Raw genomic sequence first — 18,818 nt, forward strand, 5'->3', positions numbered from 1 at the left:
CAGGACCGCCTGGCCGTTCTCGGCCGGCTGGAGGAGGCCCGGGTGTTCGCGGTCCGCCGCGCCGCTCCCGTCGTCGCTGGCGCCCTGCGGGTGTCCCGTTCCACCGTCTACGGCCTGCTCGCCGAGCTCAGATCACCGAACACGAAGGACTGACCATGACAAGGCTGCCCGACTTCCGGCTGGAAACGTACTTCACCCGCTGGGAGTTCACCGCCCGCCACCACATGACCGCCTCCGACGTCCGGACCATGACGCTGGGCGAGCTCCTCTCACTGGCCGACGACAAGGACCGTGAGGCCTTCGAGAACCTGCCCCTGGGATACACCGAGACGTTCGGCGACCCGGCCCTGCGCGAGGTGATCGCGCAGACGTACGAGAACGCCGGCGCGGACGACGTGATCTGCTTCGCGGGAGCCGAGGAGGCCCTCTACCTGGCGATGAACGTCCTGCTCGACGCCGGGGACCACGCCGTGGTGGTGACCCCGAACTACCAGGCCGCCGAGACCGTGCCTTTGGCGCTGTGCGAGGTCACCGGCGTGGCCCTCGACCCCGATCGGGACTGGGCCCTGGACCTCGACGCAGTGGCGGCGGCGCTGCGGCCGAACACCCGCGTCCTTTCGGTGAACTTCCCCAACAACCCCACCGGCAAGGTCATCGACGCCGACGATTTCACCGCGCTGGCCCGCTTGTGCGACGAGCGCGGCATCCACCTGTTCAGCGACGAGGTCTACCGCGGCCTGGAGCGCGACCCGGCCCGCATCCTGCCGCAGGCCGCAGACCTCTCCGAGCGCGCGTTGTCATTGAACGTGACCTCGAAGTCCCTGGGACTGCCCGGGCTGCGCATCGGCTGGATCACCTGCCGCGACCGTGAACTGCTCTCGCGCCTGGTGCGCGCCAAGCACTACACCACCATCTGCAACTCCGCGCCCAGCGAGGTCCTGGCCCGCATCGCGCTCAAGGCCCGCGAGCCGATCCTGCGCCGTAACCGTGCGCTCATCGCGGCCAACCTGCCGGCGTTCGAGTCGTTCTTCTCCGAGTTCGCGGACGACTTCGACTGGCAGGCCCCGGACGGTGGGTGTGTCGCCTACCCCCGCTACCTCGGCCCCGACGGGGTGGAGGAATTCTGCACCCGCCTGGTGGAGGAAGCCGGCGTCCTGCTGCTGCCGGCCAGCATCTACCGCTCCGAACTCACCTCCACCCCGCCCGACCGGTTCCGCATCGGCATCGGCCGGCACCACTGCGAAGAAGGCCTGGCAGCCTTCGCACAGTGGATGCGGACACGCCGATGACGACGACCCTGCCCGTCTTCGACACAGGCGCCATCGAGACCGCCGCCACCTCCCGGATGGTTCTGGACACCGTCCGTGACGCTCTCATCGCCCACGCCGAAGGCCGCACCAGCGTCCCTCCGCCCCTGCACATGGACTTCCCCCAGGCCAACGGGGACTGCCACGTGAAAGCCGGCTGGATCACCGACACCGCCGACTTCACCGTCAAGATAGCGACCGGCTTCTACGGCCGCCCCGGCTCCGGCATGCCGTCCCACCATCACGGCCTGGTCTGCGTCATCAGCGCCGACACCGGGCAGATACGGGCCGTCCTCAACGACCGCGGCCTGCTCACCGCCTGGCGCACCGCCGCCGCGGGCGCACTGGTCACCCATGCCATGGCCCGGCCCACCGCCCTCACCCTGGGCCTCTTCGGCACCGGCGAACAGGCCCTCCTCCAGGCCGTCTGGCTGGCCGAACTCCGCCCCATCAGCCAGATCCTCGTCCACGGCCGCAACCCGCACAACGCCGCAGCCCTGTGCGAGGAACTCCACAAGAACGGCCTGCCGGCCCGGCCCGCGTCCGCACGACAGGCCGCCGGCTCCGACATGATCATCACCACCACACCGGCGACAGCACCCGTCCTCGACGCCGCCGACGTCCGCGAGGGCACCCACGTGACCGGCATCGGCACGGACATGCCCCACAAGAACGAACTGCCGCCGGAGCTCTTCCACCGCGCCCAGCTCATCGCGACCGACGACCACACCCAGTGCCTCCACCACGGCGACTTCGGCCACGCCGTCCGCGCCGGCGCCACCGCGCAGGACAGCGACATCGCGGCCGGCCTCCTCCTCAAAACACCCCCCGACCGACCGGATACCGCGATCACCGTCGCCGACCTCACCGGCGTCGGAGCACTCGACGCAGCACTCGCCTCAGCCGTACTCGACCACCTCACGCGATGAATCACTCACTACGAAAGAGACAACGAATGCGGGGCTGGGGACGGACGCGCAGCATGGAGGCATGGTTGTCCTCTCGCGGCCGGACCACCGTCCGAAGGCCTCCGCGCCCGGCCATCGACCGGGGGCCCCGTGGAGCGGCTCCCCCCGCCGTATGCCGCCCGGCCTGCCCCGAGCGTCCTGCACCGCTCTCGCAGCCCTTCTCACGGCCCTTCTGACCACCGTGCCGATCGGCCCCGCCCGCGCCTTCACCGGTGACAACCACGAGGACATCACCCGGGCCGCACTGCCCTGGGAGCCCGTCACACTGACCGAGATGGCCGATGCCCACGACGGGGCGATCAACGCCAACGACCGGCCGCCGTACTTCGCTGTCGGCCCCCTGCACTGCGACAACGCCGACTACCTCGCCCCCCGCTACGCCCCCGACTACCCGCGGACCCGGGACGAGGCCACCACCGAGCTCCTCGCCTGTATCCGTACCTCCGTCACCCGCTCCCGCAACGCGGTCGAGGCCGCCGACGGCCTCGTCGACGCCGACGGCAAGGTGCGCGCCGACCAGAGCGACCTGTCCTCGCACTGCACGTGGGACGGGAAGCCCGGGCGGGCCAAGTGCGCCGTCCTCGAACAGCTCGGCCGCGGCTGGCATCAGATCGAGGACTTCTACGCGCACTCCAACTGGAGCGACCGGCCCGCGACCGGCCCGATCGGCCTCGACAACCCGCCCGGCCTGGACCGTACGGACGTGGCGCCCTTCCTCGACATCCGCCGCTACAGCGCCATGAAGGACGCCGATTGGACCCGGGACGCCCGTGAGCGTATCCCTGCGGACCTCGCCACCGGCTGCTACACCGACATCGATTCCACCGGTGTCAAGCCCGCCGACTGCGACGGCCGGGTCGCCCACAACCGCGCCCTGAACAAGGACACCGCCGCATCGGCCCGCTCGAAGACCGGCGACAACTTCCGTCACGCGACGGCCAGGGCCACCGCCGAGATCACGCGCCAATGGAACGACTTCAAGGCCGAGCTGATCGCGAAGTACCCCGATCACCGACGCGGCGCCCAGATGGTCTGCGCCCTCGTCCACGACGACCCGGCCGGCGCCTGCCCCTGACGGCGCCTGACGATACGACGACGCGACGACGCGTCATACCGGCTCCGGGGTGAAGGGAAACAACGCGTCGGCCCCGGCCCGTACGACGCCGTAGCTGCTCTCGGGTACCTCGTTCCAGGCACCGGGCAGATCGCCGAGGGGTTCCGACACCACCAGCCGGGTTTCGTCGGACACTTCCTGAAGGAAGGTGACTTCGGGGTGCAGCTTGCGCAGCGAGTCCACACGGGTGCTGTAGAACAGCGACCGTGAGGAGCCCTGGCTGGAGTAGCGGAAGGCCCACACGGTCGTCCCGTCACTGACGGCGACCGTCATCTGCATCGGGTACTCCACGCCGTGTTCGCGGCCGACGCGTTCCACCAGCCCCACCATCTTGGCGACGGCGCCCGGCGGGTCCTCCTCCAGGCCGAAGGTGAGCGCCAGGTAGAACATGGTCTCCGAGTCCGTCGTCCCCTCGATCTCGGAGTACAGCGCGGGGTCGACGAGCAGGGTGAGGTCCCGCCGCATGGCGTGGAAGCCGGCGACGGAGCCGTTGTGCATCCACATCCAGCGGCCGTGCCGGAACGGATGACAGTTCGTCTGCTGCACCGCCGTACCCGTCGACGCCCGGATGTGGGCGAAGAACAGCGGCGAGCGGACGTGGTCCGCGAGCTCCCGCAGGTTGCGATTGTTCCAGGCGGGGCCGACGTCCCGCATGAGTGCGGGGGTGCCGTCGCCGTCCTCCGGGTACCAGCCGACGCCGAACCCGTCACCGTTCGTCGTCTCGACACCCAGCTTGGAGTGCAGGCTCTGATCGATCAGCGAGTGGGCCGGTTTGTAGAGGATGGTGTCGAGCAGCTGGGGTGTTCCCGAGTAAGCGAGCCATCGGCACATGAGCGATCACCTGTTTTCCTCACCTGAAGCCTGCGGAAACACCTCGTCGCGCTCGCCCCGGCTTGCCGGAGCGTCCGATGAGTTCGCAGGTCATCTCGCCACCGCACTCCACCGCCCTGTCTTCGAGCGCGCCGTGGGTGGGGTGGCGCTTCTCCCCGTGCTGTGGGCGAGGCCGTGTTCGCCGATCGGGCGGCTCTTACTCCGGCCCACCTCATTTTCGCCTCCTTTGCCGCGCATCGCCATGCGGAGCGGATCGGCCCCACGGCCTCCGGCCGCGGGCAGGGCTCTCGATCCCGGCGAACTCACGCGGTGGTCGCTCCTGCGGTGATCAGGGCACGGACCGCCGGCAGGCCGGCTTCGGCCAGGGCGCGGCGCTGGCGGTCGGCCGCCGTTCCTCGCCGGCGCAGCCGGTGGACGAGCGAGGTCACCTCGCGGTGGTCGCCGTTCTCTTCGAGGGCGGGGCCGATGTACCGCAGGAGCGCGGACAGCACGTCCCCGCTGCTCCGTAGGCGGCCCGTCGGGTCCACCAGCGTGCTGCCCAGGCCGTGTCTGGCCGCATGCCACGTCGCGGCCTGCAGGAGCTCCGGTCGGCACGGTACGAGAGCGACTCCGGCCTTCTCCTCGGCGACCGCGGTGGCGGCGAGCCCGCGGACGACGCCGGCGAGTATCACCGCGTCGTCCGCCTCCAGCTGCACGTCACAGCAGCGCACCTCGACCGTCGGGTAGCGCTCGGAGAGCCGGGCGTGCCAGTAGAGCTGCCCCCGGTCCGGGATCACCCCGGGTCCCACCAGCGCATCGGCTCGCGCCTCGTAGTCCGCGAGCCCCGCGAAGTGCGGTGGCGGGCCGCTGACCGGCCAGCGGCCGAAGACGATCGTGCGCCAGCTGGCGAACCCGGTGTCCCGCCCGTCCCACAGGGGCCCGTTCGCGGACATCGCCAACAACGTCGGAAGCCAGACACGCAGCCGGTTCAGAACGGCCACCCCGGTCTCACGGTCGGGCATCCCCACATGGACGTGCATCCCGCAGATCAGCTGCTCATCGACCAGCAATCGGGCCTCTCGCCGCATCTTCACGTACCTCGCCGTGCGGGTGATGGGTACGGGCGAGGCGTTCCTGACCGGCGCGGTGGCAGAGACGGCGATGCGACAGCCGTTCGCCTGCGCGGCGGCGGCGACCGCCTGGCGCAACCGCAGGAGGTGGCCTCCCACCTCCACGAGGTCCGTGCACACAGGGGTGGCGACTTCGATCTGTGCTTGCAGCAGCTCGTCCTGGACCTCTCGCTCTTCCGCGATGGGTGCCAGGCGGGCCGTGGCACGCACCTGCTGCACGAGCGGAGCAGGAAGGAGCGTCTCCGGGTCGACCAGCAAATACTCCTCTTCGACCCCAACAGTGATCATGCTGGGTGGTACCCCGGACCAGAGGTGATCACCCGGGTGAAGGGCGATTGCCACACAATGAGCCGCAATCCGGTGCTCCTCGCGCGCCTTTCGCGCAGGCGGAATTCTCCTGCCATGCCGTGCCGCGTACTCCCGCGGCCGGGCCGCCCCTCCCGCCACCGGACTCCGATGCCGGCCGCAGACGGATGCGTCGGAGTGCGGCACGGACCCCCGATACCGAAGATGAGCCTGATCCTTCGGACGGTCAGGAGCAGAGCCCATGCCGGAGCGCACGCTACGCGACGCCGCACCGCGCGCCCGCCCTGCACAGGGCCGATCCCGCCGGGCGAGCGGCAGCCCGCGCACCCTGGCACGCGTGTCAGGGGGCGCGGCTGTCCGGGCGACGGCGGATGCCTGGTGTGAGGAGAACGGATGAACGGATGGGCCGTCGTCATCGCCGGGGGAGTGGTCGTCGGCTACGGAGCCCTGTCGCGGCGCTTGTCGACCACGGTGGTGTCGGGGCCGTTGGTGTTCATGCTCGTCGGTCTGGTGATCGGACCGGTAGGCCTGGACCTGCTGGACCCGGCGCGGGATACGGAGGTCATTCAGGCTCTGCTGGAGAGCGCGCTGGTTCTGCTGCTCTTCGCGGACGCGTCGGGGATCCGGGCCCGGGACCTGCGCCGGGAGGAGTTCTTGCCCCTGCGACTGCTCGTGGTGGGCCTGCCGGTCACGATGGCTCTGGGATGGCTGGCGGCATGGCCCCTGCTTCCGGGCCTGGGCGTGTGGGAGCTGGCCTTGGTCGGCATCATCCTGGCGCCGACGGACGCCGCGCTCGGGCAGCAGGCCGTCTCGAACAAGCGGGTGCCGGCGCTGGTCCGTGGCGGCCTGTCCGTGGAATCCGGGCTGAACGACGGCCTGGCGCTTCCGTTCTTCGTGGTGGCTCTGGCGGCGGCGGGTGAGGGCCACGGCCATCCCGGTGTGGCCGAGACGTTCCTGCGTGCTCTGCTGCTGAGCGGCGCGATCGGCATCGCGGCCGGCTGGGCAGGGGCGAGCCTGTTGCGCTGGTCGCTTTCCCGCGGGTGGAGCAGCTCCGACTGGCGGCAGTTCATGGTGCTGGTCGTTCCGGTCATCACCTACCTGCTGTGTGCCATGGGCGAGGGCAGCGGCTTCATCGGAGCCTGGGTCGCCGGTCTGGCCTTCGGAATTCATCTGCGCCGCGCTCCGACCGATCCGGGCGTCCGCGTCCAGGAAGAGGATCCCGCGCAGAGCACGAGGTTCACCGAACGCCTCGGGCTGCTGCTGGCCTCGCTGAGCTTCCTCGTTTTCGGCGCGGTCATCCTGGGACCGGTGCTCCAGCACCTTACGTGGCGTTCCGTGGTCTACGCGCTGCTCAGCCTCACCGTCATCCGGATGCTGCCGGTTGCCCTCTCACTGATCGGCACCGGCCTGCGCCCTGCTTCCGTGGCCTACATCGGCTGGTTCGGTCCGCGCGGGCTGGCGTCTCTCGTGTTCGGCCTGATCGCGTTCGAAGAGCATTTGCCCGGGGGGACCTTGCTGGGCGAGGTCATCGCCGTGACGGTGGGCATGAGCATCCTGCTCCACGGAGCCTCGGCTCCCTTCCTGGGCGACCGCTACGCCGAATGGTTCACCGGAACACTCCGCGTCAGGCCGAACCTGCGGGAGAACGCACTCGCCGACGACGAAGTGCCACGCTGAGGCCAGGCCGCTGCGCGGGCGACACGTGCTCCGGGATCACGTCGATGGAGCCGCCGCACGCCCTCCAGGCGTGGCGCCGAGTGGTCCGCGGTCCGTCAGTCGGCCGGGAGTTCCTCGGCGGGCAGCCGTCCCTCGCGCACCGCGTCGACCAGTGCCTGGTGGTCGCGCTCGTTCTGGTCGGCGTACGCCTCCGCGAAGGTCACGAGGGCCCGGTCGAAGGCGTCGCCGCTGCCCAGGTAGGAGGCGATCGCGATCCGGTCGCCGGACCGCGCGTGCGCGCGGGCCAGGGTGATGCCGCAGACGCCACCGAACGTCTCCAGCTGCCTGGGTGACATCGTCTCCGGCATCGCGATGCCCTTCCAGTCGCGCAACTGGCGGATGTAGAAGTCACGGCGTTTGCCGTCGAGCCCCTCCACCCGCTCCCAGCCGAGGAACATGTCGCTCGTTGCCTGCATCAACCGCTGCCCCGCGACCACACGCTCGCCCTGGTTCCGATACCGGCTCGCCCCGACGTGCTCGGCGAGCACAGACGTGTCGGCCTCCTTGGCCTGCAGGAACAACGGGTCCCCGCCGTCCCGTCCGAGGAGCAGGAAGATCCAGCACCGGGTGCCGACGCTGCCGACCCCGACCACCTTGCGGGCGACGTCGACCAGTTGGTAGTCCTCCAGGAGGGCGCGCCGGTCGGACGGCAGCGTGACTCCGTACCGCTCGATGAGCGACTTGAACTGGCGCTCCAGCGCGGCGCGCTCGGCGTCCGGCAGCAGGTCGGCGATCGGTACCAGCAGCGGGGGATCCGCCGCGATCATCGGCCGGCCGTCCACCACCTGCGTGAGCTTGCCGAACGCCTGCAGCACGTCCCGGGAGCGGGCCTTGGTCAGGGCGCGGTCCAGCTTCTTGCGGCCCTTCTTGTGGAGCTGGTCCGCGGTCAGGGCCGTGAGGCGGTCGGCGTCGATCTTCGTGTACCAGACGTCGAGGTTGCCCATCCCCGCGAAGTCGATCATCGCCTTGCGGTACGAACGCACCGTGCTGCCCACGATGCGGGCGCGCTCGGCATCGTCGAAGCCGTTCGCCCGGGCTGCGATGACGAAACTCGCCGACAGGCGTTTGACGTCCCATTCCCAGGGGCCCGGCAAGGTCTCGTCGAAGTCGTTGATGTCGAACATCAGCTCCCGCTCCGGCGAGGCCAGCAGTCGGAAGTTCAGCAGGTGCGCGTCCCCGCACAGCTGGGCGGAGATCCCCGAGTCGGGGCTGCCCGCCAGGTCGGAGGCCATGATCGCGGCGGCGCCCCGGTAGAACCGGAACGGGGACTCGGTCATCCGGCCGTATCGGATCGGCACCAGTTCCTGCACCCTGGTCTCGGACTGGGCCTCCAGGATCTCCAGCGGGTCCCGTCGGTTCGGTGAGGGCTCGTACACCGCGTGCCCCGACCGCGGTGAGCGGCGCCGAGCCTCCTTGCCGAGCGCCGCGCGTTCCTCGGGCGTGGCGTGAAGTGACGCGCGCATCGTCGTGGTCGCGTGCTGGGTCATCCGAGGCCCTCCTGTCTGGCCCTCTGGCCGTGGGGTCGGTCCCGTCCGATGTCGACGGTGCCGATCACCGATGCGGGTGGAGTCAGCTCTCGGCCGGGCCTCGGCGCCGGCCCTCGGCGTCGGCGACGGCTGCGATATGCGTGAGCACCGACATCGAGGCGAGGGTGTCCAGGACGGGAGTGTCGGCTGCAGCGGCCATGTCGTACGACTTCCGCGGGCTTGCGACGCAGAGCCGGAATGCTCGTGGAGCATCGGGCGTCCGAGAGCGCCGGGCTTCCCTCAACCCTAGATCCGTCCTGGTCACCCCGCATCGCGACCCGCTTCGCGGCCCCGTCCTCAGGCCCTGGCCCCCGGCGGGGCTACGGCTTCGTCGAGTGCGGCTGGGTCGACGGGATGCGCTGGGTGAAGAACAGGGCGAGGACGGCGGCGAAGGCCAGGACGGCGAGTGCCGCGCGCAGGCCGTCGAGCCTTGCCTCGGCGTTCACCTCCAGTGCCGCCCGGGACACCTCCGCGCTCACGCCGGCTTCGTCGAGGGCGGTCTCGAGCTGGGCGTCGGACAGGAACGGCGCGCCGCTCTGGAGCTTGACGGTCGCCTGGCTCGTGACGCTGTCCGGGACCGCCGGATTCTGCTCGATGCCGGCGAGGAAGGAAGACGCGAGTGCGGCGATCATGATCGATCCGGCGAGTGCCGTGCCGATCGAGGCGCCGAGGTTGGTGACGGCGTTCTGGACGCCGCCGACCTCCGCACTCTGCTCCTGCGGCACCGCGGACACGGTGACGGACCCGAGCTGGGACGCCAGTGCTCCCATGCCGAGCCCGATCAGCAGGAGGGGGACGGTGACGACCGCCGCGTCGGCGTCCGCGTCGAGCGCGGCCATCAGGACCACCACGCCCGCGAGCAGCGCGAGGATCCCGAGCCGTACCACTCGCCGCGGTGAGACGTCCGGGAGGAAGCGCGGAATGAGGGTCGCGGCGGCCAGCAGGCTCACCGAGAGCGGGAGGAGGCGGGCGCCGGTCTCCAGTGCCGACAGGCCCAGGGCGACGGACAGGTAGAGCGGGATGATGAAGAACACGCCCATCTGCACGAGGTACTGGAAGAAGAACATCGTCAGGCCGCCGGTGAGCTGCCTGTTCCGCAGCATGCCGGGATCGACGAGGGGATCCCCGCCCCGCTCCCCGACCCGGGCCTCCCAGCGGAGGAAGAGCCAGATCAGGAGCAGACCCGCCAGCATCAGCCAGACCGTCAGCGACACCCCGAGCCACGCGGGGGCGTCGGGCTTCGGCTGGAACCAGCCCCATTCGTCGGATCGGAGCACGCCGTAGACGAAGATCCCGAGCCCGGCGGCGGAGAGGACGACGCCGACGAGGTCGATGCGCCGGCGTTCACCGGGCGGGGCGTCGGCGATGCGGCGCGTGAGCAGGAGGATGCCGAGTACCACCAGGACCTCGCCGGCGAAGACCCAGCGCCAGGAGAAGTACGTCGTCGCGATGCCGCCGATGAGCGGCCCGACCGCGATCGCGATCGCGCCTGCCGCCACGACGAGTCCGTAGGCGGCGGGGCGGCGTTCGACGGCGAAGTTGCCGGCGACGAGCGCCACGATCGCGGGCAGGATGAGTGCCGCGCCGATTCCTTCCAGGAACGACCAGCCCAGCAGCAGCACGGGAAGGTTCGGTGCGAGCGCGGTGGTGAGGGAGCCGACCCCGTAGATGCAGCAGCCGATCATGAACGCGCGTTTGCGGCCGATCAGCGCCCCGACCTTGCCGCCGGGGATCATGAACATCGCCATCACGAGGGTGTAGGCGGTGATCGCGCCTTGGATACCTGACACGGTGGTGCCCACGTCCTCGGCCACCGTGGCGATGGAGACGTTCATGACGGAGCTGTCGAGCGCCATCAGGAACTGCCCGGACGCGAGCGCCAACAGGACGAGTCGTGCCTTCGCCGTACTCTCGGCCGTGCCTGCCTGGGATGACATGGATGCATGCTCCCAGCCGCCCGGAGGCCCGGAGGGCCGACCCGCCGCGCGGTCGGCCGGACGGGGCCGGGAGGCGTAGCCCTCCCGAGCCCCCACGACAACGCGCATGGCCCTCGCGCCCCGGCCCATGCGGAAGAGCAGGTCTGCGCGGCGCAGAGATGCCTGGCGGGCCGGATGACGCGACGCTGGGTACGGTGGTGTGTGGATCACCCGCGCATCCGCGAAGCTGATATGCGCATCGCATCCGCTGCACACGGTACCGGCGTCGTGTCGACGCTCCCCGCCCGTCCGTCGGCGACCGGTCGTTCCGCGAGCAGTTGGAGAGCGTGAAGGCCGACCCCGTGCTGTACGACTGGCTGGAAGCGATGTGCTGCGCGGTCGCGCTCGGCCCCCTCGACAAGTCCGCCGTCACCGAATACATCCGCACCTACGCCCTGTCGAGCTGGAGCGCCGAACAGGCATCGGCCGCCCTGACGGCGACGAAGCTCGTGAAGGGCACACGCGAGCTGATCGACGGCATCGCCGGGCAGGCCGCGCTCGCCGACATCCGCCTCGACTCACACGTCACGCGTGTCGTCCAGAGCGACGGCGAAGTACGTGTCGAGCTCGCGGGCGGTGACACGATCACCGCACCCACGGCCGTGATCGCGCTGCCCATGAACGTCCTGAACAGTGTGGAGTTCGAGCCCCGCCTGTCGGAGACCAAGCGGAGGGCAGCCGATGAGCGGCACGCCGGCGCCGGCCGCAAGAGCATCGTCAGGGTCAAGGGCGACATCGGGAACGTGAGCGTGCTCGCCCCCGAGGCCTACGCGGTCAACTGGGTGGTCACCTACGCGAAGGGGGGCCCGGAAGGCACCTGGGTGGTCGCGTTCTCCAGCAACCCGGACCGCCTTGCCATGACCGCCTTCGACGACACCGCCGGCATGCAGGAAGCCCTGCAGCCCCTGCTGCCCGGTGTCGAGGTCGAATCCATCGTCGGATGGGACTGGTCCAACGACCCGCTCTCCCTGGGCACCTGGTGCATCTACCGGCCCGGACAGCTGGCGAGCATCCTGCCCGACCTGCGCACCACCGAGGGGCGGCTGTTCTTCGCGGGCGCCGACTCGGCCGTCGGATGGCGTTCGTTCATCGACGGGGCGATCCAGAGCGGTTACCACGCCGCCCGCCACGTCGACGACTACCTGAAACCCGGCAGTCGGTAGGCCGGGCCGCCGCCGGATCCTGGTCCTCTCGTACTCGGGCCGCGCCGCGCGGGTCCGAGAGGGCGAGTCACGGGACGGTCGGCGTGCTGCCGCTGCCACCGGGACCGGCAGACCGATCACGGCGTTCCCGGCCTCGCTGGACCGCGTTGGCCAGGAGCCGGGCCGCCACGCCGAGGAGCAGCAGGTTCAGGGTGATCTGTCCCGTGGTCAGCAGCCGGGCGGTCTCACTGCGGGCGGTGATGTCGCCGAACCCGACGGTGCTGAACACGGTCATCGCGAAGTACAGCCCGTCGGTGCGGGACAGGGGTTCGCTGAAGCTTCCCGGCGCGCTGTGTTCCAGCAGGAAGCAGGCCGTGGCGTACAGCAGGATGAACAGCGGGACGGTGATCGCCATGCCTTCCATGGCCTTCAACCCGGGCCACGGCGACAGCGTGATCCTCCGGATCTGCCAGGACAGCAGTACCACCACGGCCGCGATGCCTACGGTGAGCAGGAGGACGGTGGTGGCCGTGAAGGCCGAGTCCATGGGCAGCAGGTAGTAGGCGGCCACGAGGAGGGTGGCCGTCCCCAGCGAACGCACCGAGCCGAGCAGTACCTGCCGGCGGTGACCGCCCGAGTTCCCGTTCACGATTCCACCCCGACCGCAGCGCACGCCCTGCCCTCAGCGTCCCCGGGGAAACGGGTGCCGCGCGGCAGGCGCACCAGGAGATCACCGACAATCACCGGCACGGGCGCATGGCGCCGCAAGCCGGGTCCGGGGCGACGCGCGTACGATCATGAGAACGGCACGTGCGGCCGCGTACCCCCGCGAGGAGTGGGTGATGACCGCTTCAGGCTCCGGCCACGAACCCGCCTCGACCAGCGGGTGGGACGTCCGCCTGTACTGGCGGTGGATCGCCTACAACACGCTCGCCTTCATCACCGTGCTGACCGTCGGGTTCCTGCTGATCCTGCTGGGCAACGACGTCCTCCACATGAACCTGGCCAGCCGTAACGTGATCCTCGCGCTCCTGATCGCGACCCTGGGGGCCGCACTGTTCGGTGGAGTCCTGGGAGCCCTGCAATGGCTCGTCGTCAAGGAGCGGGTCCCCGTCCCGCGCAAGGTGTGGATCACCTCCAACGTCGGTCCGGCACTGCTCGCATGGCTGCTGGTGATCCTGCCCGCGGTGATCGGCGCGCAGGATTCCCATGAGACGGTCTCGACGGCCTACCTGCTGGCCGCCAGCCAGAGCCTGGCCCTGGGGCCCCTGCTCGGGCTGTCGCAGTCGCTGGTCCTGCGCAAGGTGACCACACGCTGGAAATGGTGGATCGGAGCGAACCTTGCCTCCTGGCTCATCGTCGACGCCGTGATCTACCTGCTGTCCCGATGGGCCGACGACCTCGACGTCCTCACCGGCGACGGATCCCTGATCGAGGTCTACCTGACCCTGATCGCCACCACACCCCTGACCGGCAGGGCGCTGTTGTGGGTACTGGCCCCCTCGGCCCTGACCGTCACCCGGCCGCCGCGGGCACCGTGACCGAAGCCGGCACGGGGGACGGCGAAGCCCTGCCACCCGGCATGCGTACGGGTGCTGTGGGGCCGTTCGCAGCCGGTCAATTGTGGACGGATTTCGGTCAACCCGAAGTGCGATTTTCAGCCCTATGGTCGGATGGCCCCTCCTGCGGGATCCGGCGAGTGCGAGGCGCAGCATGGCAGCGACGACCGAAGAGCCGTTCAGAGCTCTGTTGGAAGCGGCACCGGACGCGATGGTGATCGTGGACGACGCCGGGGTGATCCGCCTGGTCAATGCCCAGACCGAGGCCCTGTTCGGCTACCCGCGGGAGGAACTCCTGGGGCGGCCCATCGACGTGCTGGTCCCCGAACGGTTCCGCGGTCAGCATCCACGCCACCGGCTCGGCTACGCGGCCAGCCGTCAGGTGCGCCCGATGGGGGCGGGGCTGGAGCTGTACGGCCTGCGCCGCGACGGGCGCGAGTTTCCCGTGGAGATCAGCCTGAGCCCGCTGGAGACCCCCGAAGGGCTGCTGATCTCGGCCGCCGTGCGGGACGTCAGCGAGCGCCGGGCAGCCGAGGAGCGCTTCCGGGCCCTGCTGGAGGCGGCCCCCGACGCGATGGTGATCGTCGATGAGAGGGGCATCATCCAGCTGGTCAACGCCCAGACCGAGGCGCTCTTCGCGTACGCGCGCGAGGACCTGCTGGGGCGGCCCGTCGAGGTGCTCGTACCCCAGCGGTTCCGCGGCCACCACTCCGACTTCCGCGCCGGCTACTTCGTCAACCGGCAGGTCAGGCCCATGGGGGCGGGGCTGGAGCTGTACGGGCTGTGCCGGGACGGGCGCGAGTTTCCCGTGGAGATCAGCCTGAGCCCCCTGGAAACCCCCGACGGGACGCTCGTCTCCGCGGCCATCCGCGACGTCACGGAACGCAAGGCCGCCGAGGAGATGCTCGCCCAGCTCTACGAGCAGCAGCGGCACGTCGCTCTCACCCTTCAGCGCAGCCTCATGGGTTCACCGCCGGACGTGCCGGGGATGTCGACCGCGAGCCGCTACTTCCCGGCCCGGCAGGGCGCCGGGGTGGGCGGGGACTGGTTCGACCTGATCCCGCTGGGTGGCGGCCGGGTCGGCGTGATGATCGGCGATGTGATGGGACGCGGGCTGGACGCCGCTGCCGTCATGGGGCAACTGCGGTCCGCCTCACACGCGCTGGCGAAGACCGGGATGCCGCCCTGGCAGCTGATGCGTGCCCTCGACGCGGTGGTGAGCGAACTCCCGGACCAGTTCGTCACCTGTTGCTACCTCGTCGTGGACGCGGACGCGGCCGAGATCACGGTGTGTTCGGCCGGACATCTGCCGGTCCTGCTGGCCGCGCCCGGCGGCGAGGTGAGCCGGTTGCCCGTCGAGGTGAGCGTGCCGCTCGGGGTCGGCGGGGTGCCCCACCACGAGAGCCGGCACACGGTCGCGCCGGGCTCGGTGCTGGCGCTCTACACGGACGGGCTGGTGGAGACACCGGGCAGCGACATCGAAGGGCAGGTCGACGGGCTCGCCGCGGCGCTGGAGAAGGGCCTCGCGACGACCGCATCCCTGGAGGCCGCTGCGGACCGGTTGTTGACGGAACTGCTCCCGGACGCCGACGACAACCCGGACGACGTCACCCTGCTCCTCGTGCGCATCCCCGAGACCCCCGCCACCGCGCGGACCGTCGTCCTGGACGCCGCCCCGAGCAGCGTGGCCGAGGGCCGGCGCTTCCTGCGCGCCACCCTGGCGGCGTGGGGCAAGGACGACGAGCAGCTGTGTGAGACGGCCTGTCTGCTGGCCTCCGAGCTGCTCTCCAACGCGGTGCGCCACGGCGGCGGGCCCGTACGGCTCCGGCTGCGGCAGGCCGGTCGGGAGTTGGGCGTCGAGGTCTGTGACGCGAGCCCGGTGCTTCCCCAAGCCCGCTTCGCCGCCCCGGAGGCGGAATCGGGCCGGGGCCTGCTGCTCGTCGACTCCCTCGCCAGATCCTGGGGCACGCTCCCGACGGCGGAGGGCAAGGCGGTCTGGTTCTCCCTGCCGTTACCCTCCCCGCGTCGCTGACAGCCGGTCGGCCGTGGCCCGGGGCGGGGCTTCGGCGGGGTGACGCGAGGGGGCGGCCGCGGCTTCGCGCGGCCGCCCTCCCATGGACCCTCACCCGTTCCGCTTCGCCTGACCGGGCGTTCGGATCCGGATGGTGTCAGTGGATCACCACGTCGCACACGGACAGGAAGAACTCGCCGGTGTTGCCGCCGTTGCCGCCGTCAGGGGTGTTCGGGCCGCCGTGACCGCCCCAGACGTGCACGATCGCGGCCCGCCCGCTTCGGGTCGGGAGGGTGGCGAACTCCCAAGAGGTCGAGTCCTCCTGGCGCGTGGCTCCCTGGACCTCGACCAGGAACGGAACGGGCTCCAGGTCCTCCCACGCGAGTCCGTTGCTGGGGTCCCACCCTCCGCGGGTGAGGAACCAGCGGTGCGACCAGGTGTCGTCGGTGTGATAGGCCATGTAGTCGTACGAGAACGTGTGGGTTTCGTCGGAGGCCTCCAGCCGGGTCGTGGGCCAGTCGCCGAGATCCGGACGGGGAGCGAGGTCGAGACCGGCGAACGCCGGGTTCCCGGTGGAGGCGACGGTGCTGCCCTCGAAGAACTTTCGGTACTCGAGATAGCGCAGGGCGTTGTTCCAGGGGTAGTCGGCCAGCATTCGGTCGGCCCCCGGCAGCACCTCCTGCCAGGTGGTGCTGGTGTTCTCGGCCCGGGCCTTGGCGCAGATCGGAGACGGGTCCTCGTCCCTGATCGCGGCGGCGGCCCGGCTGCGCGGGTTGTCCATCGTGCCGTGGCGCGGGGCGCGGTCGGCGCCGGACTTGGCGCCCCGGGGCTTCGGAGGGGCGGACCAGGCCACCGCGGCGGCCGCGGCGACGGTGACCTCGTTGGTGAACGGGGTGAACGAACCGTCGGCCTTGGCCCGGATCTTCACCCGGTATTCGGCGTCGGGCTCCTCACCCAGGTCCACCCAGTGGGAGTTGGACGGGGACCAGTCCCAGGCCGGCCAGTGGAGGAACACCGTCTGCCGGGCCTCGCCGTTGATCCACACCTCGTAGACGTGCGGGTAGGGGGCGTCACCTTCGTTCCAGTCCGCCGGCGGGGGCCAGGTTCCGTGGTCGGGCTGGTTCTCACCGATCTGCCACCGCAGGTGGATGCCGAACACCTGGTGGTCGCCGTCGGATCGGTGCCTGATGTCGGCCAGGAGCCCGGAAGGTGCCTGGATGTCGGCGCTGTTGCTCATGAAGTCCTTCTCATCCGGATAGAGGATCTCGGCTTCTTGATCCTTGCGGGTTCCGGCACGGTCGTTCGGCCGCGCCGCACACGTGATCGTTTCTGCACGCCGGTCCGTGACCCGGACGGCCCAACATGTCTCCCGGCCGTCGTCAGGTGTACCGAAGGTCGCCCGCGGGGGACGCCCCCGTCATCGGGTGGACGGGGCGTCAACACGGTGAAGCGTCGGGTCGGTGTTCTTCCCCACCATGCGGCGTGGGCGTGGCGGACCGTTTCGCCGGGTGGAGCGGTTTTGCCAAGATCCACGGAGCGTGGTGTCTTGATCACCTTAAGTTGTTCCCGGTCGGGCGGAAGGATCCACACATGCGCACGGTTCGAGAAGCGGTCCTGGATGTTCTCAGGGCCCGTGGCATGACCACGGTGTTCGGCAATCCCGGATCGACCGAACTGCCCATGCTCAAGCGGTTCCCGGAAGACTTCCGGTACGTACTGGGCCTCCAGGAGGCGGTCGTGGTCGGCATGGCCGACGGCTTCGCCCTCGCCTCCGGTACCACCGCCCTGGTGAACCTGCACACCGGCCCCGGCACCGGGAACGCCATGGGCGCCATCCTCAACGCCCGCGCCAACCGCACCCCCATGGTGGTCACCGCCGGCCAGCAGGTCCGCGCCATGCTCACGATGGAGGCCCTGCTCTCCAACCCCCAGGCGACGCTCCTCCCGCAGCCCGCCGTGAAATGGGCGTACGAGCCCCCGCGCCCCGCGGACGTGGCTCCCGCACTCGCCCGCGCCGCCCAGCTCGCCGAAACCCCGCCGCACGGACCGGTGTTCGTCTCCCTCCCCATGGACGACTTCGACGCCGAGCTCACCGAGGCCGAGGACCGCGGCGCGCAGAGCGCGGCCGCCCGCCGCGTCACCCACGCCACCGGCCCGGCCCCGGAGACCGTGCGGCACCTCGCCGACCGCATCGCGGGAGCCCGATCGGCCGTCCTCGTCGTCGGGGACGACGTCGACGCGTCCGGTGCCTGGGACGCGGTCGTCGCACTCGCGGAACGCACCGGCCTGCCCGTCTGGGCAGCCCCCGTCTCCGCCCGCGTGGCCTTCCCCCGCAACCACCCACAGTTCCGCGGGGAACTCGTCCCGGCCATCGGCCCGCTCACCCAGCAGCTGTACGGCCACGACCTCGTCGTGGTCATCGGCGCGCCCGTCTTCCGCTACTACCCCTACATCCCGGGCTCCTACCTGCCCGACGGCGCCGAGCTGATCCTGCTGACCCGGGACGCGGAAGAGGCCGCCAGGGCCCCCGTCGGTGACGCGGTCGTCGCCGATCTCACGCTGTCCGCCCGGGCCCTCACCGACCTGCTCCCGCCCGGCGGACCGGCCCCCCGGCCCCACGAGCAGGTACGGATCACCGAAGGCCCCGACGGCGTGCTGACCCCCCTCGCCGCCATGACCGCCATCGCCCAGGGCGCCCCCGACCACACCCTCTGGGTCAACGAGTCGCCCTCCAACGTCCCGCAGTTCCACGCGGCCACCCGGATCAGCACCCCCGGCTCGTACCTCTTCTCCGCCGGTGGCGGACTCGGATTCGGCGCTGCGGCCGCCGTCGGAGCACAGCTCGGCGCCCCCGGCCGGCCCGTCGTCGCGGTCATCGGCGACGGTTCGATCCACTACGCCGTCCAGGCCCTGTGGACCGCCGCCGCCTACAAGGTCCCCGTCACCTTCGTGGTCCTCAGCAACGCCCGCTACGCGATCCTCCAGTGGTTCGCGCAGATCGAGCACGCGCAGGGCGCCCCCGGCCTCGACATCCCGGGCCTGGACGTCACCGCGATCGCCACCGGCTACGGCGTCCGCGCGCACACCGCCCACGGCGCCGGCGAACTCACCAAACTCGTGCGGGACGCGACGGCCCAGCAGGACGGCCCGGTGCTCATCGACGTGCCGATCACCACCGAGCTCCCCTCCCTCTGAGCACAGCCGTTCCCACCGTCAGCGCCCACGCCGTGGCCGGCACCGGCACGACCGCCGC

The 18,818-nt window shown here is 70.7% G+C and carries 15 protein-coding genes; 9 read left to right on the forward strand and 6 right to left on the reverse strand.

The window, feature by feature from the left end; all coding sequences use genetic code 11:
- Positions 1-9 precede the first annotated feature (9 nt).
- From AB8A24_RS00005 to AB8A24_RS00020, 4 genes are all read left to right on the forward strand, one after another.
- Positions 10-153, forward strand: a complete 144-nt coding sequence (locus tag AB8A24_RS00005; RefSeq protein ID WP_369474303.1) for a helix-turn-helix domain-containing protein — start codon at positions 10-12, stop codon at positions 151-153.
- Positions 154-155: 2 nt separating this feature from the next.
- Positions 156-1,289: a pyridoxal phosphate-dependent aminotransferase gene (locus AB8A24_RS00010; RefSeq protein WP_369474077.1), complete on the forward strand. Its 1,134-nt coding sequence runs from the start codon at positions 156-158 to the stop codon at positions 1,287-1,289.
- On the forward strand, positions 1,286-2,236 hold the full coding sequence (locus AB8A24_RS00015) for an ornithine cyclodeaminase family protein (protein WP_369474079.1): 951 nt from the start codon (positions 1,286-1,288) through the stop codon (positions 2,234-2,236). The genes AB8A24_RS00010 and AB8A24_RS00015 overlap by 4 nt, the downstream gene beginning before the upstream one ends.
- A 220-nt stretch (positions 2,237-2,456) precedes the next feature.
- Complete coding sequence (locus tag AB8A24_RS00020) at positions 2,457-3,350, forward strand: hypothetical protein (protein WP_328960456.1); 894 nt, start codon at positions 2,457-2,459, stop codon at positions 3,348-3,350.
- A 33-nt stretch (positions 3,351-3,383) separates the two neighbouring features.
- On the opposite strand, the gene AB8A24_RS00025 is transcribed toward AB8A24_RS00020, so the two are convergent.
- Together AB8A24_RS00025 and AB8A24_RS00030 are read right to left on the reverse strand one after the other, a co-directional pair.
- Positions 3,384-4,220: a class II glutamine amidotransferase gene (locus AB8A24_RS00025; RefSeq protein WP_328960455.1), complete on the reverse strand. Its 837-nt coding sequence runs from the start codon at positions 4,218-4,220 to the stop codon at positions 3,384-3,386.
- Between the two features lie 302 nt (positions 4,221-4,522).
- Positions 4,523-5,617, reverse strand: a complete 1,095-nt coding sequence (locus AB8A24_RS00030; RefSeq protein WP_328960454.1) for a glutamate--cysteine ligase — start codon at positions 5,615-5,617, stop codon at positions 4,523-4,525.
- Positions 5,618-6,061: 444 nt separating this feature from the next.
- Between AB8A24_RS00030 and AB8A24_RS00035 the strand changes: the two genes are divergently transcribed.
- Positions 6,062-7,312 carry a cation:proton antiporter gene (locus tag AB8A24_RS00035; protein WP_328960453.1) on the forward strand — a complete coding sequence of 417 codons (1,251 nt, stop codon included), beginning with the start codon at positions 6,062-6,064 and terminating at the stop codon, positions 7,310-7,312.
- Between the two features lie 95 nt (positions 7,313-7,407).
- Here AB8A24_RS00035 and AB8A24_RS00040 read toward each other — a convergent pair whose 3' ends face one another.
- Both AB8A24_RS00040 and AB8A24_RS00045 read right to left on the reverse strand, forming a co-directional pair.
- Entirely contained in the window at positions 7,408-8,838 is a 1,431-nt protein-coding gene (locus AB8A24_RS00040) for a DUF2252 domain-containing protein (RefSeq protein ID WP_328960452.1), read from the reverse strand.
- A gap of 359 nt (positions 8,839-9,197) precedes the next feature.
- A complete protein-coding gene (locus tag AB8A24_RS00045; protein WP_328960451.1) occupies positions 9,198-10,814 on the reverse strand; it encodes an MFS transporter in 1,617 nt (538 codons plus the stop codon).
- Between the two features lie 326 nt (positions 10,815-11,140).
- Between AB8A24_RS00045 and AB8A24_RS00050 the strand changes: the two genes are divergently transcribed.
- The gene (locus AB8A24_RS00050; RefSeq protein ID WP_369474083.1) at positions 11,141-12,016 is read left to right on the forward strand and encodes a flavin monoamine oxidase family protein; all 876 of its coding nucleotides are present in this window, start codon (positions 11,141-11,143) and stop codon (positions 12,014-12,016) included.
- Between the two features lie 67 nt (positions 12,017-12,083).
- On the opposite strand, the gene AB8A24_RS00055 is transcribed toward AB8A24_RS00050, so the two are convergent.
- Positions 12,084-12,644: a potassium channel family protein gene (locus AB8A24_RS00055; protein ID WP_328960449.1), complete on the reverse strand. Its 561-nt coding sequence runs from the start codon at positions 12,642-12,644 to the stop codon at positions 12,084-12,086.
- Positions 12,645-12,837: 193 nt separating this feature from the next.
- Here AB8A24_RS00055 and AB8A24_RS00060 point away from each other — a divergent pair, with 193 nt between their 5' ends.
- Both AB8A24_RS00060 and AB8A24_RS00065 read left to right on the forward strand, forming a co-directional pair.
- On the forward strand, positions 12,838-13,536 hold the full coding sequence (locus tag AB8A24_RS00060) for a hypothetical protein (RefSeq protein WP_328960448.1): 699 nt from the start codon (positions 12,838-12,840) through the stop codon (positions 13,534-13,536).
- A 172-nt stretch (positions 13,537-13,708) separates the two neighbouring features.
- The gene (locus tag AB8A24_RS00065) at positions 13,709-15,586 is read left to right on the forward strand and encodes a PAS domain S-box protein (protein WP_328960447.1); all 1,878 of its coding nucleotides are present in this window, start codon (positions 13,709-13,711) and stop codon (positions 15,584-15,586) included.
- A 136-nt stretch (positions 15,587-15,722) separates the two neighbouring features.
- Here AB8A24_RS00065 and AB8A24_RS00070 read toward each other — a convergent pair whose 3' ends face one another.
- Positions 15,723-16,802 carry a lytic polysaccharide monooxygenase auxiliary activity family 9 protein gene (locus AB8A24_RS00070; RefSeq protein WP_328960446.1) on the reverse strand — a complete coding sequence of 360 codons (1,080 nt, stop codon included), beginning with the start codon at positions 16,800-16,802 and terminating at the stop codon, positions 15,723-15,725.
- Between the two features lie 353 nt (positions 16,803-17,155).
- Here AB8A24_RS00070 and mdlC point away from each other — a divergent pair, with 353 nt between their 5' ends.
- Entirely contained in the window at positions 17,156-18,760 is a 1,605-nt protein-coding gene (gene mdlC, locus AB8A24_RS00075) for a benzoylformate decarboxylase (RefSeq protein WP_369474086.1), read from the forward strand.
- The last annotated feature ends 58 nt before the right edge of the window (positions 18,761-18,818 follow it).

The sequence above is a fragment of the Streptomyces sp. BF23-19 genome, from assembly GCF_041106355.1.
Classification (GTDB): domain Bacteria; phylum Actinomycetota; class Actinomycetes; order Streptomycetales; family Streptomycetaceae; genus Streptomyces; species Streptomyces virginiae_A.